The following is a 20217-nucleotide window of genomic DNA, read 5'->3' as shown; positions in this document are numbered from 1 at the left end:
TGCTCTGGGCCTTAACCACCAGCACGGTTTGCAGTGTCCCGATCAGCCGAGCGGCCGCTACGTCTGCTTTGTGCTTCAGCGAAGAGGCGAGGGGGCCCCAGCCAGAGGTGCTGCCCGGGACGTCCTGCATCTGACGAAGGGAAAATCTGTGACGATCAAGATCAAGGCTGCGGTGCTGATGAGCAGTGCCGCCCTCATGAGCGCGGTGCTGGTGCCCGCCAACGCGATGGCGAGTGCATCGTCCGTCGATTCGCCGGCCGTATCGACCGTCCATGAGGCCAAGGCAGCGGTCTCGACCACCACATCGACGGGTGGGTACATCAGGGTCAGCCCGTACGGCAGCTCCTCCTCTGTCTCCTGGGCGTACGACGGCGAGAGGCTCACCGTGTACGGGTCGACCCGCAACTCCTACGGCAACAAGTGGTACGACGTAGTGGACAGCGCCGGATACTCCGGGTGGATCTACTGCGGGAATGTGACTGCCAGCTGCTGACCCTGTACGGCCTGTCGGGCCGTCACTCTGGGCATGCTCAGTAGGGAGCCATCCCCGACGACGCCTCTTCCCCACGCAACCCCTGGGGGAGAGGTGTCGTTGTTGCTGGGCCGGGCTGCAGGTACCCCGCAACACGCCCCACGCGACGCGGCAGGTCGTCTGTGCCGGCGCACCGCCGACGCGGACGACGGAGGCCTGCCGCCCTCCTCCTCGGCGATCGTCTCCCCCTACAACACCACGGCGCGCTACGCCCGTCACGGGCACATCATCAGCTGGAAGGGGTTCGCCGCGCATGTCACCGAGCCGTGCTCCTCCGGCAGCGCCAACGTGATCACCGACGTGGCCACCACCTCGGGTTGCGGGTCCGCGCCCTGACTCGACGGCGCCGCACGACCGCGACCCGGCCACCCGGACCACCGCCCGCGTCATGGTCGCGGGGGATCCGGGGAGCGCTCCGGGGCTCCGACGGGCCGGGCGAGCGGCGGCAGCCCAGTCGTCCGGACAGAAGCGGACTGTCCGGACTGGTCAGGGCCTTGTCCGGATGGTGCTCCTAAGGGCCGGGTGCGGCGGAATCCGGCCTTGTCCCTCTGGCTGAAGCAGCAGCAAGATGACCCCATGGGGAACCTGGGGAAGTCATCGCCGTACGAAGCCCGAGACGCCGCCGGTTTCATCGAGTCGATGCAGCAGCTCAAGGAGCGTTCAGGGCTGACATATCGCGAACTGGAGGAGCAGGCCGCCCGGAACGGCGAGGTGCTGGCACGCAGCACGCTGGCCGACATTCTCAGACGTACGAACCTGCCGCGCCCCGATCTGCTGGCCGCATTCGTGCGCGCCTGCGGGGACCCTCAGCGGGTCGACGCCTGGCTGGACGCCAGGGACCGAATCGCCGCACGCCCCGTCGCCGTGCCCGACCCCGCGCCCGGCCTGGGGGCCGACGCCGACCCCCAGGCTGCCAACGTCCCACCGCGGACCGGTGGAGTCACGGGCCCGCGGTCCCGCCGACCCAAGGGACGTACGGTCGCGCTCGTGACCGCGCTCCTGGTCCCGTTGCTCGCCCTGGCAGCCTGGGGCGTCCTGCCCGACGACTCCGCTGATCCGGGAGCTCCCGCCGGTGCGGCCACCGCTTCCCGGACTCCCTCCGACGGCTGGGTGACGATCCGCCCCGCCCGCACGCCTGACCTCTGCCTGACCGACGGACGCGATCGCGACGGTGCCTACGCCAGCGCCGTCGCCGTCCAACTCCCCTGCGTCCAGGCCGCCGTGCCACGCACCTATCTCGAACCGGTCGGCGAGGGCCTGTACCGCATCCAGTGGCACCACCCCGAAATGGGAAAGGGATGCCTGACGGTCATGGGCGAAGACCAGATCAAGGGCATGCTCGAACCCCGTGAGGACTGCAACCAGGGCACCCTGTTCCGCCTGGAACCCACCGCCGCCGACAGCGCCGGGGCCTTTCGGCTTCGCCCGGCCCACAGCGGCCAGTGCGTCGGCATGACCGACGACGACCCCGTCGAAGGAGTCGAGGCGATCCAGGAACCCTGTAGCGGCACGGCCGACCAGCGCTTCCTCGTCCGGAAGGGCTGATCGCCCGCAGCCGGACCGCCGCAGGTTCCTCCGTATCACCGCCGCCGGCCGGCCTGACCGCTGAAGGAGTTCCACGGCCGCCCGGCGGACCTGATGTCCGTGAGGCCAGCGCGGACCAAGCGCTCCTCAGTCCGTCGACCTGCTTCCCGGCGCCGTACCCCCGGGTACCTCTGCCGACCGTTCCGGATGCCTCGACGCTCCGGAGCCGGCAGGGCTCCGTGAACCATCGGCGGGGGACGCCCGGGCGATCAGGCGGATGTGCTCACGCACCCGCTCACTGATCGTCTTCGGGCGTCCCCCGCTCCATTCTGGGTCCAGCACCTGGAACCCCCGCTCGTTGAACGCGTGGATGACATCGCGACGTAGTCCTCACCGACCTGCATCAGCGAGGTGATGTCCTCGACGCTCTGGCCCTGGGCGGACATCAGCACCACGATCGCCCGCCGCAGCCGCACGGGGTCTTTCGCGGTGCGGCTGATCCTCTGCAGCTTCCGGCCCTCGTCCATGCTGACCGGCCGGACGGACACACTCGGTGGCCGTGCCACGACCATTTCCAAGATCAGGTCCCGGAGACAGTCTGCCGACCACCACACAGCCCGTCGATTGCCCGGCCAACGATGCAAGACGCGCCACTAGCTGCGCCGGGCGGACCTTCTGGCGCTGGATGATTGCGCCTGGACGGGTCGCATGTCCGGGCTCTCAAAGGGGGGATCATGTCGGTCCCTCGCCGGTCGACCGTGCCCGTCCCGCCTCCAAGCACCATGTGATCGTCGACCGCCGTGGAACTCCGCTCGCTGTCACGCTCACCGGCGGCAACCGCCACGACGTTACCCAGCTCCTGCCGCTGCTTGATGCGGTCCCGCCGATCCGGGGGCTGCGTGGACGCCCGCGCCGCAAGCCTCGGCGACTGTACGCCGACCGCGGCTACGACTTCGACAAGTACCGCCGCCTGCTGTGGAAGCGCGGCATCAAGCCGATGATCGCCCGACGCGGCATCGCCCACGGTTCCGGGCTGGGCAAGGTTCGCTGGGTGGTCGAACGCGCCTTCGCCTGGCTGCACCAGTTCAAACGGCTCCGCATCCGCTACGAACGACGCGCTGACCTCCATTTGGGTCTGCTCCAGGTGGCCTGCAGCCTCATCTGCCTTCGACGCCTCCGCAAGCCGTCCTGAGGCAATCCGAAGGTCAAGTCAGAACGATCGGGTTGCTGAGAGCGGCCATATGGCCATGCGGATGGCGTACCTCGATCCGGACGAAGGCCGAGTCTTCCGACGTCGTGTGCCACTCGGTGGTGCCCACGCCGGAATCTGGCAGCGATTCGCGGTGGACTTTGCCCCGGTCGGTATGGAAACTGACGGTCGCCGATGGGACACCGCGTATGTGCGCACGCACCATGACGGGTTCCCCGTGGGCTGCCAGTCGTTCGCCAATCCCCGCGTTGTGGCCGGCGGCGACGGCCGTGAGTGACAGATCGACAGCAGCCGATTCGGCGATCCAACTGCGACCCGCACGGATTGCGGCGAGGATGGCCAGCGTGCTCAAACCCTCGGCAAGCACGACGGTGTGCGGGATGCCTATCTGACCCTCAAGGTGGGTGTCGCTGTTGCCCATGGCCGGCTGCCAGCGCCCCGCGTGTATTCCTTCCGCCAGGCCTCGGCCCCACTCGGCGAGGGCGGCCTCGTTGTCGGCGTTCCACGGCCGGTCCGACGTCCACAGCCCGTTCCATACCTCGACCACATCGAGGCCCTGGTAGGGGTACATGAAGCTGCCTGAGGGATAGGGCGCGTGCGGGTGCGCGGCCACGCACAGTCCACCGGATTCGCGGACCTGGTCCAGGCATCGGTCGATGAGTTTGTCCCCCACGCGATAGTCCCAGTCGATCACCTGACCTGGGGCGATGCCGAGAGCGAGCCAGTGCCCGGTCTTGGTGGTCACTTCCTCACCCAGGAGGATCAAGAAGTCATCTGCGGCATGACGCCCCCCAGGCGCTGTGCGCGTCCGCGGAGTTGTGCTCCGTGGTGGCGATGAAGTCGAGGCCCACTGTGCGAGCGTCGGCTGCCAGCTGCTCAGGAGTGAGCTCGCCGTCCGAGTACACGGAGTGGATGTGGCAGTCTCCGCGATACCAGCTGACCCCTCGGCCACGCGCTTGCATAGGCGGGAATCCCGAGTCCGGCATCGCTCTCCTTGTCATAGGACGATCCAACAGCCGAACGAACAAGCGCAGCCGGCACAGTGTTCCCAGCGTCGACTTGGCCGGGCGTGCGCATCGAGCACGCCCGCCTCGGCTTCATTCTGAAGCCATCAGTTAGTGGACGACCGGTGGGCGAAGTGGCTCTCGGGCGGGGGCGCCGGGAACGCAGCGGCGGAGGGCGCGACGGAAAGCGGGACGGAGACAAATGGACGGAGCCTTGGTCTATACCAACGATCGCTGTCCCAGTATCCTCATCCGTGGCCAGTAGCACACTATCCCCCCACCCAGGTTGCGTGCTGGCGCGGGCGACACCCACCTAACTCTGCCCCAAGCAGGCGGGTGACCTCCCCGTTCGCCGCCTCTAGGAGGTCACGGTGAAAGTTCGCACCAGAAGCTCGGCGATCATCGGCGCCATCTGCCTCGTCGCTTCCCTCGCCTTGACCACGGCGTCCGCCGACGAGCCCGCCGCCCCACGTCAGGCAGCGAAGGTCGCGCTCAAGAGAGTGGCCACGGCCCAGAATCCATCGGCCGGCACCGCCGGTCCCGGTGGCACGGTCTGGATAGCCGAACGCGCAGGCACTGTAAGGGTCTTGGGCGACAAAGGACTCGGCGAGCCCGTCCTCGACATATCCGGCGAGACCACCACCGACGGCGAACGTGGCCTGCTGGGCGTCGCGTTCGACAAGAGGTTCGCGCACTTCTACATCTCGTTCACGAACCTCGAAGGCACCAGCACCGTGGACGAGTTCGCCGTGCGGGGCGGCAAGATCCAGCCGAACACCCGGCGCACCGTCCTCACCCAGACGCAGCCCTACTCGAACCACAACGGCGGCGACATCAAGTTCGGCCCCGACGGCTACCTCTACATCGCGTTCGGCGACGGCGGCGCGGGCGGCGATCCGCACGGCAACGGGCAGAACCTCGACACGCTGCTCGGCAAGCTTGTGCGGATCGACCCGAGCGGCGGCAAGCCGTACGCGATCCCGCCGGACAACCCGTTCGTCAACGACCCGAACGCCAGGGACGAGATCTGGGCATACGGGCTGCGCAACCCGTGGCGGTTCTCCTTCGACGCGGGCACGGGCGACCTGCTGATCGGTGACGTCGGCCAGAGCGACTGGGAGGAGATCGACTGGGCCCCGGCCAACAGCAAGGGCGGCGAGAACTACGGCTGGTCTCAGATGGAGGGCACCCATCCCTTCCGGGGCGGCGCTGAGCCCGCGAACCACGTGCCGCCGATCCACGAGTACGACCGCAACGGGCTGGGCTGTTCGGTGATCGGCGGATACGTCTATCGAGGCAAGGCGATCCCGAACCTCAATGGTCAGTACGTGTTCAGCGACTACTGCGACGGCACCGTCCGCGCCCTGCAGATAAAGAACGGCAAGGTGACCGGCGTGAGCGACCTCGGAGTCAACGGCGGCGAGGCCGTCTCGTTCGTGCAGGGCTGCAATGGCGAGCTGTACGTGCTCGGCATAGGTGGCAGCGTCTCCCGCATCGACCCGGCGTAACAACTGTTGGATGAAGGAGCCGCCCGGTAGCGAGCATGCCTCAAGTTGGCTGGATCATCTCCGGGATCTCCGGCCCGCTTGAGGCACGCCCGCGCAACGGAGGCCGTCCACAGCCTGTCGGCCGGTCCCCCACACCGTCTGTGTCGAGCTGCGCCGTCACCCGTTCCAGCATGCGGACCCAATCTGCCCCGGCCCGAGAACCTTGCCGTCCTTCGGTGCAGGACCTGTAGTTCGCACCTTTGCCGAACCACGCCCAGTCAGCGTCGTGTGCTTGGGGCCATATTCGGGTCGGGGCTCTCCGGGCTCGGCCCGGAACCGGCGGCAGGCTGCCCCTTCACAGAAGCATGGCCAGAACCCAGTGGGTTGGCCTCGACTCCGTGACGAGTCAGCTCGACGTCGTGCGACCCGATAGAGCATCGGCCGCAGCCATCACGCAAGCGCGGCCAAGGAGGTGGCCTTCTCTTCTGCCATGTGCGGTGGTCACGTGGTGCGCCTGACACCTTGGCGCTCATCAACAGCTCGATCCGGTCCCACAACGCATCAGTGATCATGAAACGGACAGACACACCCAATCAACCGACCGCCCCATCAAGGAGACACGCTCAGTTCACAGAAGTGACCAGGCCAATCAGGTAGCGCCGGACCAGACGGTTGCTGGCATGCGAGCCTCCATCCCCCAGGGCAGCTATTTGATCTTCCTTTTCCGCTGATCAGCTTGCTCACGTACAGCGCCGCCGCCCTGCGTGCCCCGGCGATCGTGAAGCCGTAGTCGGTCCTCTGGGGCGTTCCAGTTGCTGTGTCGGTGACTGTCCACCGGTACTTCATGAGTGGAATTCATGCCGCTGTTGCGATGTTCTCGCAGGTGAAACACGGTCCAGGGACTCGGCCTTCCGCTCCTGGTACTCAGCTTCGCGCTCAGCCTTCTTCGCTTGACGCTGCGCTTTCTTCTCCGTCGACACCGTGAAGAGATTCACGCGATCAGCTTCTAGGGCCGATCCCGGTGACGGCGCCTGCCCCAGGACAGACCTGATGCGGGCCACCGCCCATAGCTCGATCTAGTGCCGCATCAGGCAACGTTCGCCCTGCTGGCGTGCTGAATTACGTGCATGGATGCTTCCGGGTGATCGTGCACGGAAGCACGGCGCGCCTGAGGTGTCGTCCCATGGCTGGGCGGGTCATGCTTCCGGGCGTAACGCCGGTTTCGGCGGTACAAAACGCGCGCAGAGGAGTCCCGTGTCGAGCGAAGAGAACAAGAGATTGGTTCGCCGCTTCTACGCGGAGATCGACAAGGGCAACGTGGAGGCCATGGACGATCTCGTGGCCGAGGACTACCAGGACCATTCACCGCCACCGTTTCCGGGGCTCGGGTCCGGTCGCGAGGGGCTCAAGCAGGTGTTCCGTCTCTTCTGGGAGGCTACGCCCGGGACCCATAAGATCGAAGACCAGATCGCGGAGGGCGACAAAGTGGTGACCCGGCTGACGGCCCACGGAGCGCACGAGAGGGACCTTCCCGGCATTCCCGCCACCGGTAACCAGCTCACGATGACGGCGACGGTGATTCACCGCATCGAAAATGGCAGGCTCGCGGAGAAGTGGTCGGACAAGGATCTTCTCGGTTTCCTCCAGCAGCTCGGCGTCATCCCGGCGCCCGGCGGTACGCCGGGATAGTCCGGGCGGCACCAGGACCTCGGACCCGGCAGGCGGGATGCCGGTTGGTGACGTCCGCCTACAGGGCGAACGTTGCCTGATGCGGCACTAGCTCGATCTTCACGCCGGGCCAACACCCCCGCATCTCGATCAACCGGATGCGCCTGCCGGCCGCCCGGGCCACCCTGGAAGCATGGCAACGCCACCAATCGTCATCCACGCCCCGACACCGTCCGGCGGCAGGATCGTATCCGTCCATGCCAAGGGCCGCGACGAACGGCTCGGGCTCGCACACAGCGACCACGACGTGATCGTCTTTCTCGCTGATGCCGGGCTGGCGGACCCCGAGCGGGTGCTCGACAACCCAGCCGTGGTCACCTGGCAGGGCGCCGACGCGCACAGCTACGAACCCGCCTGAGCCCCCGCAGCACCCGCTCGGCCAAGGTTCCATCGGACGCCCTCGGGCGTCGGCTGGGACTTCTACCCGTCGAGGGCGGGCTGGTACTCGACCGGCTGCTCACCACACCCCTGGGCTAGGTCCTGTCCGGCGGATCGACAACGAGGTTCCAGCGCAGCTTTGTGGCCACCCAGTCCGCAGCAAAGGTGCAGCGCGCGTCAGCCAACGGCGGCAGCCCACGTCGACGGGTCCTGGTCGGCCTTCGACCGGTTGGTCTTCGCGGTCACCGCGACCAGCGACCTCTCCCCGTCCAAGGCGTTCGCGAACGCCTGGCGGCGGGCCGCGGTCCACTGGGACGCGCCCGCTGGCGGGGAGCGTCATTTGAAGCACGATGACCGTGGCCGTGCCAGCAACAGGCCGGGCCTCGTGCATGGTGATCACGTCACCGCATTTCAGATGCCTCCACTGCTCGGGGCTCAGGGGGGCGAGCCGAACGTCGGCGGTCTCTCCAGGGCCGAGCTCCTCCGCGAACTCCACCCACAGCCGTGCGATGCTCAGCTCTCGTTCTCCGTCGGCGGTGCGGTTACCGATGTCCCACATCGGTCTGAGCCGGCCGTCCCCGGAAAAGGCACTCCGGCGTTGCCCTCCGGACCTGATGGCCGACTCCTGCACGAATCCTCTGTGGGCTGCTGCCTACGTGATCAACGGCGGATGCTCCGACGACGGCTTCGACTACTTCCGTGGCTGGTTGATCGCGCAAGGGCGTGAGGTCTTCGAGCGCACAGCCGCTGACCCTGATGCCCTCGCAGAAGTGCCCATCGTGCGAGCCTCAGCAGCCGATGGACTCGATCTCGCCTGTGAGGAAGTGCTGAGCATCCCGTACCGGGTGCCCCTCGTACGCAAGCACGACGTGGGCGCGATGGCTGAGCGCTTCAGTTGGCGGATCAGCGTTTGAGTTGGCGCCTCGCTCAGTCCGCTGCCTCGCCGCCGGCGAACATACAGGTCCTGTTGCCTTGTTACTCCTCGTCGTAAGGGAATCGGGCGAGGGGGGCCTCCTGGGCGAAGAACGTCTTGGCCTGGGCGGCCGCCCGTTCGTCGGTGAGTATCTGGCCGGGCCGGGATCCGTTGCCTAGCAGTACGCCGCCGAATCGCATGCCCATGTAGGCCGCAGTGTGGTGCAGGGTGAGGACCAATGGCTCGGCAACAGCCCCCTCGCGGTGCGCCATAGCCGTCACGCCCCAAAGAGTGCGGCCGGCCATCTTCGCCTTGAACCCGGGGTCCGGGGTGGACAGCCACTTCGACCAGTAGTCGAGGTAGCGCTTGGCGTAGGACGACATGGAGTACCAGTACAGCGGCGAGGCGATCACGACGTCGGTGGCAGCGAGCATCGCCTCCCACAGCAGTGCTTCGTCGCTTTCCTCCTCCGGCCACGGGCCCCTTGCGTGGCCCGCGTCGTGATAGTCGGGCAGACGGAGCTGCGTCAGGTTCAGCCACCGCTGCTCGGTGTCGCCCGGCAGCTGCTCCGCCGCGGCACGGGCCAGCAGTTCGGTGTTGCCCTCCGCTCGGGCGCTGCCGAGGAGAAAGAGGAACGAACGGTCCATGGCCTGCTCCAGAGTCAGTCCGGGTCAACATCCACCGCGCCCCGGGTTGCGGTTCAGTTCCCCGCCTCCAACCGTCTTCCACCGGTCGATATTCCGGCGGCAGAAGGCATCCACGCCTGTCGGCTCGAACCACCAACGGCAACATCCGACCGCACCTCCGGCCACTGCTCGTGGAGCTCGGTCACGGCGCAGGCGGGCCCCAGCTGCGCTGTCCGCCCGGAGGAATCGTGGGCGGACTACTCCTCGGCGGGCTCGGCGCCTCGCTCCGACGCTCTCCGGTGCTGCTTCCGATCCGGGTGCGGCGTTCACTGGAAGGCGCCCAGGCAGGTATACGCGAACGTACACAGCTCGCCGTTCGCGCCCGCCGTTGTTGTGCCGGTGAATTTCTCGTGTCAAAGCGTCACGGAGCGGTTGGCTGCCCCTGCGGGGCGGGACTGAGGCTGCTATATCGGGTGTGCCGGCCGCTGGTCGTGAGCGATGCTCGGTGTTGTGACTCTCCTTCTGCCACCCCGTCTTACCACCTCCGCGCAGGCTCTGCGTGATGCCGCCCGCCGTCGCGGCCTGCCGACAGTGCAACTGCCTACGTTGGCCGTACCGGCCGATTTGCGCGCCGAGCATCTACACGCCGGGCCCAGCTTCGCAGACATCGTGGCACCCGCTCTGAACATCGCCCTCCTGCAGGCCCCCGAGGATTGGCTGGCCCGTTTGCCCCGGGAGTACACCGGGCGTGAGATCACCTTCGGGCCGATCCGCGAGGCCTACAGCCTGCGTCGGCCTGCGTTCATCAAGTCTCCTAACGACAAGCAGATACCGGCACTGATCTACACCGACGGGTCACGGCTGCCGGGCCCGGACTCGGTGGATCCGCACACACCGGTGCTTATCAGCGACGTGGTGGAGTTCGCCGCCGAGTACCGGCTGTACGTGCTCAACGGCACGGTGCACACCGGCAGTCAGTACGCGCAGCACGGGCGGCTAAGTCTTGGGCCGCTGAACGAGGGCGCGGCAGCCTTCGGAGCGGAGTTGCTCGCCGAGTGCCGCGACACGTTGCCCTCCGCCATCGTCGTGGATGTGGGCATGGCTGACGGGCGCTGGTCGGTGATCGAAGCCAACGCCGCCTGGGCAAGCGGCATGTACACCGCTGACCCACAGCGGGCCTTGGATGTTGTCCTCCAAGCCGCTGGACCGGCCGAAGCCGTCATACCCGGCGATCACCGGTTCCTCCGCATTCCCAGCCCGTTCCCCAATGCATGAGATCGCCCGCCGGACGGCGCGCTCCAGCGGACAGCGATGCCCAGTGGGGTACTGAGCCCCGTGCACGTCGCCCGGGAGTCGCGTCCGGCCGGTGCAGGCGCGCTCAGGCTCCGGCTCCCACTGCCAGAGCGACAGCACCTGATGGGGATCCCGAACGCTTCTGCGTCCGCACCCGGTCAGTACCGGCGCGGCGCCGCGCCGCCAGGGCCCCCGACAGCTGCGGCGTTGGTCCGCCGGCGTCGGTTCAGTAGCCGATTGTGAAGCGGCGCTGGACGAAGCGGGGCAGTTCCGCCTCGTCGACGAGGGCAACGGCGGCGTCCTCCACCGAGATGCGACTGCGCCCGTCCCCGTCAAGGACCGGCTGATCGCCGCCGATCCGGAACCGGCCCGTACGCTCGCCGGGCGCGATGTCCTCCGCGGGACTGAAGTAGGTCCACAACCGGTTGGAGGTGCGCAGGACGTTCAGGGCGTCCCGGTGGCCGCGCACCGCGGCGGCGTACTCTCTCGGCAGGCCGATCGCGTCGAGGGTCTCGTGCAACAGTTCGTCGGAGTCGGCCCGTACGAGTCCGGGCTCGATCTCCAGACTGCCGGCGCCGCCGATGACGATGAGCCGGGTCCGGGGGTGGCTCTCCAGCGCCTTCAGGAGTGCTCGCGCGGCGGTGGCGTAGACCGTGGGATCGGCGATCGAGCGGGCCACCGTGTCGGCGATGTCCTTGGCGGCATTTCCGGGCTGGAACCCGCTGATCAGGACGTCGAGTCCGGGTATGACGGCGGCGATGGCGTCGGCGTCGAGGACGTCGACGCTCTGCCAGACGACGTTCCTCCGGTCCTCGTCGATCCGCGTGGCGTCGCGGCTGAAGGCCGTGACGTGGTGCCCCCGGCCGAGTGCTTCGGTGACGATGCGACTGCCGATGCCACCTGTGGCCCCGATGACTCCGATATGCATGGCTCTCCCCTGGTGATTGCTCGTGCCTCAGTTGCCCATGCCGCCATCTTCTCTTCACGGCACACAAAGACTATACGGTGTGAAGTATTGATACGGCGCTCAGTATTATGACGCTGTAGAGTGAGTGACCGTGGGAAGCGTGGGAAACATCAAAGGGCGCCGCGAGCGGTTGCGGGCCGAGACGACCGCCGAGATCAAGAAGGTCGCGCTGGAGTTGATGGCCTCGGGAGGACCCGACGCGATCACGCTGCGGGCCATCGCTCGCGAGATGGGCATGACGGCCAACGCCATCTACGGATACTTCGCCACCCGTGACGACTTGGTCACCACGCTGATCAACAACGTCTACACCTCGCTGGCCGACACAGTGGACGCCGCCTGGGACGCCGCCCCCGCCCAGAACCCGGCCGCCCGGATCCAGGCATGGGCCTGCGCCTTCAGGAACTGGGCGCTGACCAACCCCGAGGGCTTCCGCCTCATCTACGGTGACCCCGTGCCCGGCTACCGACCCCCCGAGGGCGGCGCCGCCCCGGACGCCGCCCACCGTGTCTGCACCGGCATCACCGCGCTGGCGGCCGCCGCGTGGCCGCATGCCGAACACCGCTACGCGGACAGCGACTTCGAGTGGTCCGACTTCGACGCCGGCCTCCTCGACAAGGTCCGCCCGACCTTCCCCGACCTGCCCCCGGCCGCCGTGGCCCTCGCCCTGCGCATCTGGAGCCACCTGCACGGCCTGGTGTCACTCGAGATCTACGGCCACCTGCAGACCCAGGCCCTCAGCCCGGAAAAGCTCTTCCGTGAAGAACTGGCCCAGCTCATTCGGTCCTTGAGCATCACCCCGCAGGGGTAACGGCTCTCCACAAGGGGCGCACCTGCGAGCTGAGTCGGCTGTGGGGCAGCCGCCCTACCCCCACAGGCACGCAACCACCGCTGGGACAGCGATCCCACCAACCTGCGCACCACGCCGACGGACGTCCCCCTGGGAAAGTGCGTGGTGCTCAAGCGCGGAGCCCTGAGCGCGCAGGGACCAGCTCCTCCGTGACCGCCGACGTCACGGCTCGCCTGGCGTAGCACCCGGAGCTGTCAGTCCGGTGCGGAGTCACCGCGAGCGTCGCGGACGAGCCGCCGGGGTTGCTGGCACGGTTGGCGGACGATCCGGAGCCGCAAAGCCGCTCCTCCGGTAAACCCTCACGGACGCTGGGCGACTACGAAGGCCCGCTCAGTCTCGACTGGGGATACGGGCTGCTTACCGAGGGACTGGGTATCGATCCCGCCCAGTCAACGCCCACCCGCGACGACCGCTGGGTGAAGGTGTGGAACCACGTGATGGTGCCAACTGGAGTGCCCAGTCACAGCTGTTGTGACTGAACCCCTTAGGTGGCTCATGAGCGTTCTTGTTGGTTCTGACCGCTTTTCCGTGATGACTACGTCTGGAGGAGGTGGCGGCACCGGCGACACCGTTGAGCGGACGATCAACAGTCTCAAGCACTCCAGCGCGGTCGCCACCCGGTACGACAGGCGCGAGTGAACGAAGCCGCTACGTGGACCACGGAGAGCAGGTACGTGTTCCCGATCTTCCGCCCCAGTGCAGCTGCCTCCCCTTTGTATCGCTCGGGCGGCCCGCTCTCCCGTTGGCTGTGGGCCGTGGCGGTCATAGTCCCCGGCTGTTTGGGGGACCCGCGGGCCACCCTGGCCTTTCTCCCGCCCAGCGCGGGTATCTCTTGATGAGACGAAAGAGAGAACACGATGCCGCTCTATCTATCGAGGTTCAGCTACACGCCGGAAACCTGGGCGAGGCTGATCAGCCAGCCCGAGGACCGCACAAAGGCCGCTCAGTCGTACATCGAATCCGTCGGTGGGAAGCTCCACGGCTTCTGGTACGCCTTCGGCACGCACGACGGCTATAACCTCTGGGAAGCTTCGGACAACGTGTCCATGGCCGCGGTTGCGCTGGCGATTGGTGGAGGTGGCGCGCTCAGCTCGTTTGAGACGACCGTTCTCCTGAGCGTCGACGAAACGCTGGATGCCCTGCGGAGAGCCGAGCAAGTCCGGTATCGGGCTCCTGGCGTGTAGCGATTCGGGCTCGGGACCGATGACGTCCTCAACCCAGTACCTGTGTTTCAGCCGTCCATGACAATGCACCTGCCTGGTGAGGCCGGGGGCCGAGCTCTCGCCGGGCTCGCACCAGCCCCGCACGACTCAGGGAAGAAGAGTGGCAGCCTCCACTGCGCCCGTCGTACGCCTCAGACCACGAGGTGCAGGGTATGCCCGGCCTGCGCATCACCCGCCGGGATCGGACGGCAGTCGAAGTGCAGGTACTGGGAGAGCCCGCGATGAGGGCGCGGTAGGGCGCGGCGGCGGCGAGAGCGCGCAGCGTCCGGTCGTGCTTGCCAGGGCGGGCGTGGAGGTTACGTCTGGTCATGGTGGTCTCCTGAGAAGGGGTACGGGTGCGGATGGGCCGGTCACGACAGGCGGCGGCTCTCCGGAGGTCCGAGAAGGGTGTCCGGGAGACCACCGGTGTCGATGACGAGCCGCTGGACGACGACCGTCGGGTCGACCATCCAGAACGTCAGCCGGTGCACGCCCGCCGTCAGCATGTGCCGGGTGGAGGTACGGCTGATGTTGTCGGAGGTGTTGCGCGCCCACTGGACGTTCATGCCGCCGTCGTCGGCTCCGGTGGCAGCGACGATGTCGACGGTCTGCGGGACGTCGTCGTCGAAGGAGACCGCGTAACGCAGTCCGCCGCCCGCGAGGGCCGGGTTGCGTGGCGACAGATACGCCCAGAGGGTCACCGTGCCTCCGGTGAGCAGGCTCACCTCGTACTCCAGGCGCGGTGCGTCGCGCCCCGGAGTCCGGCTCGGCGCCGTGACGGGCACCGGCGTGAGGCCCGCGCAGTCACGCCCGACACCCTCGACGCGCTGCCACTCGATGCCGTCGACGCCCACGGCGCGGTCGGCGTGCTCCGCATCGATGGCGACATGACCGCCCGCCTCGACGAAGCCGCGCAGGCCACGGACGTCCGGGTTCTCGGCGACGGCGGTGACTTCGACGCGTGAGCCGTCAGGACCGTGCACCGTGAGCGTCGCCCGTGTGGTGCCGCGCGGCGCCCTGTCCCAGTCGGCGCCCACCGTCAGGCGGAGCTGCTCGGTGACGCGCCCGGCCGGGGCGTCCACCCGGAGCCAGGGAACGGAGCACTCGACGCGGTACGCGAAGGGCTCCGTACCCCGGTTGAACACCTCGACGTACGGGGCCGGGGCCGTTCCGTAGCGGCTCAGCGCGGGCAGCTCGGCCGGTGCGGTCTCCTGCGGCCACCAGCGGTCCGACCCGGAGACCGCCACGCCGAGTGCGGCTGCCCCGGGGACCTCGATGCGGCGCACCGCCGGGAAGATCTCGTCGGGCAGCGCCACGTTGTTCCGCTCGGGCTGCTGCCAGGGTGCATGGGGCCCGTAGCGGGCGACATCCCCGTAGCCGATGTGCGGCTGCGTCTGGAAGCCGTCCCATTTTCCGTCCGCTATACGGGAGTTGAACCGCTCGGACAGGGCGAAGTCCCGGTTGAGGGCCGCCTCGGCCCGTGCGGCGCGGGCGTTGGTGGCGGCCCGGCCCTGGGCGGCGTAACGGAGGTTGGTGAACTCTGCCTCCCGGAGGGCGTACACGTTCGCGGTGGCGGCGACCTCGTAGCCGACGAGTTCGAACCAGGCGTCCTGGTCGGCGGCGGGCAGCCGGCGCCCGATACGTTCGGCGCGGCCGGCCAGCTCCTGCCACCGGGCGGTGATCCGCTCCAGTTCGCGGAAGTGGTCGAGAGAGAACGGCGTCGCCCCGTCGTCGTAGTCGATCGCGGAGGGGTCGGTGACGGGGTCCTTGCCGGGGGCCAGGGTGATACGGCGGTTGAGGAGCTCCGGCTTGCGCAGGCTCTGGAGGCGCGCGTAGTCGGCCAGGACGTCGGCGATCGCCTTGTCCTGCGCCTCCCCGAAGTTCTGCCGCGCGTAGCGGCGCTCCCATGCCGATAGGTCGTCGAGGTGCCAGCGGTCCGGGTTCCAGGCGTAGTCGAGGAAGAACTGCGTGGGCAGCTCGTTTCCCTTCAGATCGCCCACGTTGGTCACCCATAGACCGTGGTTGCCGTACGCGACTGCCTGCCGCAACTGGTCCCACATATTGGGCAGCGAGGTGGTGTCCACCCACTTGTAGTTGCGCCCTACGCCCACGTAGTCGAAGTGGTAGTAGAGGCCGTAGCCACCGGAGCGGGCGGGTTCCGCCGGGTCCGGATGCTTGCGGATGTTGCCCCAGTTGTCGTCGCAAAGCACCACTGTGACGTCCTCGGGCGCACGCAGGCCGCGCGCCCAGTAGCGCTGGACCTCCTTGTAGAGCGTCCACACCTGAGGGATGTCGGTGATGTCCCGGTCGGGGAAAACCTCGGCGAGGATCTCCCGCTGTGCGGCGATGATCTCCGTCATCAGTTCGACGCCGTCGCCGTCCGGCAGGCTCACATCGCCGTTGCCGCGCATGCCCAGGGTGACGACGCCTTCGAAGCCCTGGTCCTTCATGCGCCGCACGCCGTCGCGCCAGTACGCCTTCACGGCCTCGGCGTTGCGGCGGTACGACCACTCCCCGGTGCCGCCGTAGGGATCGTGGCCCGGCGTGACGATCCCGCCCGCGCTGTCGCGCACGGCGGCCACCGCGTGCCGGTTCCACTCCTCGATGCCGCGCATCATGGGCGCCTCGTGCGAGGTGCCCATCACGATGCCGTACTCCTTGGCGCGGGCGTGGTTGGCGGGATCGTCCTCGGCGAACGCCCGTCCCCACACCGCGGGCCAGAGGTAGTTGGCCTTGAGCCGGAGCAGGACCTCGAAGACCTTGGCGTAGAAGTCGGCATTGAATCCACCGGGGAAGCCCTCGGCCTTCCCGGGGCCGAAGTATCCGGGAGCCCAGGTGCCGAGCGCCGGGTTCTCGTCGTTGATGAAGATCCCGCGGTACTTCACGGCCGGTGTGCCCTGGGTGTGCCGGCCCGGCAGTGCGTAGAGCGAGGTGCGCCGCACCGGTCGCACATCCGCCCACCAGTACCAGGGCGAGACGCCGATCCCGTAACTGACGTCGTACGCACCGAAGACGGTGCCGCGCTGGTCGCTTCCCGCGATCACGAAGGCGCGGTCCACGCCGGGCATCGGCCGCTCGACGACCGTCTGCAGCGAGGTCTCCCAGCGGCCCGCGACGCCGCGCGTGTCCAGCTTGCCCTCGGCGACCAGCCGGTCGATGAGCGGACTGTGTCCCAGGGTCCCGATCAGCACCAACTCCCGCCCGAAGCCGGAGGTTTCACCGTCCCGGGACCGCTTCAGCGCGGGCCGCATGCCGGTGACGCGCTCGATGTCCTCGCACAGGTCGGAGGCGACCCGCAGCACGCCGGGGTGGTCGGCGCCGTCCACCACCACCGGCACGGCCGATCCCGGACGCGCCAGGGCGAAGGCACCCTTGCGCGGACCGAACGAAATATAGGCACCGAAGTCGGTGACATGGAGTGGGCCACCGTCGGTACCGGCCTCGTCGGCCTCGGCCCGTCCCGCTATTCCCGGCATATTTACGAAAGTTGTCAGGGCCAACGCGCTCACCCCGACACCCGCACTCGCGCCCAACAGGGTTCTCCGGTCGGGAAGAATGGGTTTATCTCTGCTCATGACGCTCCTCAGCGCACATCTGTCGCTCCGAAAGACGGCTGCGCAACAGATCCTGAGCGATACACCACGCCGAAACAATGGCGCGTCACGATCGAAACAATTTCGGTCGGGTCGTGACGCGTCGAGGAGTGCGAGGAGCGGTCCTCCCTTCCGCGAACCGACCACCCGCACCGTGCCGGCACCACTATCGGAAGACGCACTCTGCCTGGCTCGCCAGTACGCCGCGGTGGCTCCCGGAGCCGTACCGGCGCAGCGGCTACGCGCCTGCCCGCAGTGCGTCGACAAGGAGCAGGGCGATGTCGTCGCTGCCGGGTGTGGACCGCTCGGCATAGCGGACGAGTGTGTCCGCGAGGGCGTCCATGGTCTGCCCCGTGGCCTGTTCGAAGTGGCGGGCGAGGTCGGCGGTCGCCTCGTCGAAGTCGACGCCGGGAGCCTCGACGAGGCCGTCGGTGTACAGGGCGAGAGCGGAGCCCGGCGGCAGGGGGATCTCGGTCGTGGGGTAGCGGGCGGCGGGATCGATGCCGAGCAACAGGCCGGGAGCCAGGCTCAGGACCTCGGCGTGCCCGTCGGGGTGACGCAGAAGCGGTGGCGGGTGTCCCGCGGTGGCCAGCAGCGCGCGGTGCCCGGGCAGGTCGATGTGGGCGTACAGGCAGCTGGTGAACAGGCCCGGATCGAGGTCGGTGAGCAGCCGGTTGGTGCGGGCGAGGACTTCGTCGGGAGGGGCGCCGGCGGAGGCGTGCACCGCGGTACGGACCTGTCCCATGAGGGCGGCTGCCTGCACGTTGTGGCCCTGCACGTCGCCGATGGCTACGGCCGCGGTGGTGGCGTCGAGCCGGATCAGGTCGTAGAAGTCACCGCCGATGCCCATTCCGCGGGTGGCGGGGATGTAGCGGGCGGCCACGTCCAGGCCGGCGATCTGCGGCAGGGAGTGCGGAAGGAGTCCGGCCTGCAGGCTGTGGGCCAGGTGGTTCTTCGCATCGTAGAGGCGGGCCCGGTCCAGGGCCTGGGCGATCAGTCCCGCGATCGAGGCGAGGAGCGCGCGCTCCTCCGGTACGAACGGGCGGGGCCGGTCGTAGGCGAGCACCAACGAACCGACGGGATGACCCGAGGCGACCAGGGGGAGGAAGGCCCAGGCCGCCATGCCGTCCCCGACACCGGAGTGGGGGTAGGCGTGCCTCAGTTCCCCGGCGGTGGCGAAGAAACAGGGATCGCCGGTGGTGAGGACGTGCGCGGCAGGGGTGTCCGAGGTCAGGGGCGCACCGTCGAAGCGAGCCATGTGCGCGCCGATGTGGCCGGGGTGGCCCTCGATCCGCAGTCGGCCCTCTGCCGCGGTCATCACTGCGAGGGCCTGGGCTTTGAGAGCGGGCATGAGCTGATCGCTGACGAGGTCGACCACGTCCTGCGTGCTGGCAGCCTCCGTGAGCGTCGCGGCGAGGTGCATCAGGTGGTACAGGGCGGTGGCCCGGCTCGGTGCGGCCGGCGGTGGCGACCGCCGCGCCAGGGTGTCCGCCGGCTCTTGGTCCGACGCGTCCGCGGCGGCGGTGTCGATCTGCACGCTCACGCCGGAGGCATCCGGGTAGAGGCAGAAGGACAACAGGCGGTCCGGTGGGCGCAGCGCGGTGAACGAGGTCGGCTGGCGGCTGATCACCGCGGCCCGGTACTGGTCCTCGAAGTACGGATCGGCGAGCCAGGGCAGCGATTCCCACGGGAGCGTGCCCAAGAGTTCGGACGCCGGGACCCCGACGAGATCCGCGGCGGCGCCGTTGGCATAGGTGAGCACTCCGTCGAGGTCCAGGGCGCAGGAGCCCCCCGGCAGCCGCTCGATGAACCCGACAGCGGCAGCGGCGTCGGCCGGATCCGGAGTGCGGGGTTCAGGCGTGGGCAGCATCCGCGGCTGGTCTCCCGGCAGGACCGGGCACCCTCCGGCCTCCGCCTGGCGCAGGAGCATGCCGAGGCCGTGGCAGCACGCGCTCAGTGCATCGCGTTCGTGGGGCAGCAGCTGGTTCGAGTGGGAGCCGGGCCACAGCAGCACGAGCCCGCCCCAGTCCCTGGTGCCGGTGAAGACCGGGGCGGCGGCCAGCGAGAACCTGTACGGCACGATAAGGGCGGGGCGAGGATAGCGGCGGGCCATCTCCTGCTGGCTGCCGATCCAAACCAGGTGCCGCTCCCGCACCGCGTCGGCGACCGGAATGGGAGCGGACTCCGCGACCCTTGTCCACGGTGTGGCGAACGGACCGGGCACTCCTGCCAGCAGCGCCAGCCACAAGGTGGTCCCGCCCGGCGGCAGCAGGTAGACCATGGCCACGGACGCGCCGGTTTCCCGTACGACATGAGCAACGATGGGATTCAGGAGCTCCAGGTTCGAGCCTGTTGCGGCGTCGAAGCCGATACTGGACCGCCCGTTCTCCATATACGGACAATACGCCCACTCGTGTCTGGGGGCTCCGCGCTACGGGCCGACCGCCTGCCGGTCGCGGTGACCACGTATCCGCACGGGGCGTCCGGACAGCTCATTCCTCGGTGGGCACGCAGAGCACCGGCACGGTCGACAGATGCAGCAGCTTGTGGGGGGTGGAGCCGAGCAGTGCCCCTCGGATCGGGCTCTCGCCCCAGCTGCCCACGACGATGACCCTCGCTCCGTGGCGTGCGGCGGCGTCGATCAGTGCCTGTGCCGGATTCTTGTCGATGACCTCGACGGTGGCCGGTACGCCTGCCTCGTCGGCCGCCGCGACGGCGTGTTCCAGTCCCGTACGCCCGGCCTGGCGGATGGCCTCGTAGTGGGACCTGTACTCCTCGCCGGAGGGGCCGGGGGGCGCCGCTCCGTAGACCAGGACGAGCCGCTCACCGAATGCGGCGGCCACCTCGACCGCGATGCGCAGGGCGCGTGCGGCTCCGGGTGACTCGTCGTACCCGAGGACCACCGACATC

16 protein-coding genes and 1 pseudogene are annotated in these 20217 nt (G+C 68.5%); 11 read left to right on the top strand and 6 right to left on the bottom strand.

Annotated features, from left to right (window positions below; translation table 11 throughout):
• Window positions 1-148: 148 nt before the first annotated feature.
• From ACFT7S_RS17185 to ACFT7S_RS17170, 4 genes and pseudogenes are all read left to right on the top strand, one after another.
• Window positions 149-493, top strand: a complete 345-nt coding sequence (locus tag ACFT7S_RS17185) for a hypothetical protein (protein ID WP_382732399.1) — start codon at window positions 149-151, stop codon at window positions 491-493.
• A 93-nt stretch (window positions 494-586) separates the two neighbouring features.
• Window positions 587-868: a hypothetical protein gene (locus ACFT7S_RS17180; protein ID WP_382732397.1), complete on the top strand. Its 282-nt coding sequence runs from the start codon at window positions 587-589 to the stop codon at window positions 866-868.
• 240 nt (window positions 869-1108) lie between these two features.
• Window positions 1109-2077 carry an XRE family transcriptional regulator gene (locus ACFT7S_RS17175; RefSeq protein WP_382732395.1) on the top strand — a complete coding sequence of 323 codons (969 nt, stop codon included), beginning with the start codon at window positions 1109-1111 and terminating at the stop codon, window positions 2075-2077.
• A 706-nt stretch (window positions 2078-2783) separates the two neighbouring features.
• Window positions 2784-3248, top strand: a pseudogene (locus ACFT7S_RS17170) (IS5 family transposase); the annotation flags it as partial.
• A gap of 13 nt (window positions 3249-3261) precedes the next feature.
• On the opposite strand, the gene ACFT7S_RS17165 reads toward ACFT7S_RS17170, so the two are convergent.
• Entirely contained in the window at window positions 3262-4011 is a 750-nt protein-coding gene (locus tag ACFT7S_RS17165; protein ID WP_382732394.1) for a CehA/McbA family metallohydrolase, read from the bottom strand.
• A gap of 630 nt (window positions 4012-4641) precedes the next feature.
• On the opposite strand from ACFT7S_RS17165, the gene ACFT7S_RS17160 reads away from it, so the two are divergent.
• The 4 genes from ACFT7S_RS17160 to ACFT7S_RS17145 all read left to right on the top strand — a co-directional run bounded on the left by ACFT7S_RS17160 (window position 4642) and on the right by ACFT7S_RS17145 (window position 8777).
• Complete coding sequence (locus tag ACFT7S_RS17160; protein WP_382732392.1) at window positions 4642-5778, top strand: PQQ-dependent sugar dehydrogenase; 1137 nt, start codon at window positions 4642-4644, stop codon at window positions 5776-5778.
• A gap of 1233 nt (window positions 5779-7011) precedes the next feature.
• Window positions 7012-7446: an ester cyclase gene (locus ACFT7S_RS17155; RefSeq protein WP_382732390.1), complete on the top strand. Its 435-nt coding sequence runs from the start codon at window positions 7012-7014 to the stop codon at window positions 7444-7446.
• A 172-nt stretch (window positions 7447-7618) separates the two neighbouring features.
• Entirely contained in the window at window positions 7619-7843 is a 225-nt protein-coding gene (locus ACFT7S_RS17150; protein ID WP_382732389.1) for a hypothetical protein, read from the top strand.
• Window positions 7844-8477: 634 nt separating this feature from the next.
• A complete protein-coding gene (locus ACFT7S_RS17145) occupies window positions 8478-8777 on the top strand; it encodes a DUF4240 domain-containing protein (RefSeq protein WP_382732387.1) in 300 nt (99 codons plus the stop codon).
• A 61-nt stretch (window positions 8778-8838) separates the two neighbouring features.
• Here the strand turns inward: ACFT7S_RS17145 and ACFT7S_RS17140 are convergent, their stop codons facing one another.
• Window positions 8839-9423: a flavodoxin family protein gene (locus tag ACFT7S_RS17140; RefSeq protein WP_382732386.1), complete on the bottom strand. Its 585-nt coding sequence runs from the start codon at window positions 9421-9423 to the stop codon at window positions 8839-8841.
• Between the two features lie 477 nt (window positions 9424-9900).
• Between ACFT7S_RS17140 and ACFT7S_RS17135 the strand changes: the two genes are divergently transcribed.
• Entirely contained in the window at window positions 9901-10677 is a 777-nt protein-coding gene (locus ACFT7S_RS17135) for an ATP-grasp domain-containing protein (protein ID WP_382732384.1), read from the top strand.
• A gap of 244 nt (window positions 10678-10921) precedes the next feature.
• Here ACFT7S_RS17135 and ACFT7S_RS17130 read toward each other — a convergent pair whose 3' ends face one another.
• On the bottom strand, window positions 10922-11623 hold the full coding sequence (locus ACFT7S_RS17130; protein WP_382732383.1) for an NAD(P)-dependent oxidoreductase: 702 nt from the start codon (window positions 11621-11623) through the stop codon (window positions 10922-10924).
• A gap of 139 nt (window positions 11624-11762) precedes the next feature.
• On the opposite strand from ACFT7S_RS17130, the gene ACFT7S_RS17125 reads away from it, so the two are divergent.
• Window positions 11763-12473: a TetR/AcrR family transcriptional regulator gene (locus ACFT7S_RS17125; RefSeq protein WP_382732381.1), complete on the top strand. Its 711-nt coding sequence runs from the start codon at window positions 11763-11765 to the stop codon at window positions 12471-12473.
• Between the two features lie 896 nt (window positions 12474-13369).
• A complete protein-coding gene (locus ACFT7S_RS17120; protein ID WP_382732380.1) occupies window positions 13370-13696 on the top strand; it encodes a GYD domain-containing protein in 327 nt (108 codons plus the stop codon).
• 389 nt (window positions 13697-14085) lie between these two features.
• Here ACFT7S_RS17120 and ACFT7S_RS17115 read toward each other — a convergent pair whose 3' ends face one another.
• The 3 genes from ACFT7S_RS17115 to ACFT7S_RS17105 all read right to left on the bottom strand — a co-directional run bounded on the left by ACFT7S_RS17115 (window position 14086) and on the right by ACFT7S_RS17105 (window position 20216).
• Window positions 14086-17289, bottom strand: coding sequence for a glycosyl hydrolase 115 family protein (locus ACFT7S_RS17115; RefSeq protein WP_382732378.1), 3204 nt, complete (start codon window positions 17287-17289; stop codon window positions 14086-14088).
• Window positions 17290-17545: 256 nt separating this feature from the next.
• Window positions 17546-19699, bottom strand: a complete 2154-nt coding sequence (locus tag ACFT7S_RS17110) for a SpoIIE family protein phosphatase (RefSeq protein WP_382732376.1) — start codon at window positions 19697-19699, stop codon at window positions 17546-17548.
• A 100-nt stretch (window positions 19700-19799) separates the two neighbouring features.
• Window positions 19800-20216, bottom strand: a complete 417-nt coding sequence (locus ACFT7S_RS17105; RefSeq protein ID WP_382732374.1) for a universal stress protein — start codon at window positions 20214-20216, stop codon at window positions 19800-19802.
• Between the last annotated feature and the right edge of the window lies 1 nt (window position 20217).

The organism is Streptomyces sp. NPDC057136, from assembly GCF_042670885.1.
GTDB lineage: Bacteria > Actinomycetota > Actinomycetes > Streptomycetales > Streptomycetaceae > Streptomyces.
The sequence above is the reverse complement of the archived record's forward strand: the minus strand, read 5'-3'. Positions and strand labels throughout refer to the sequence as shown.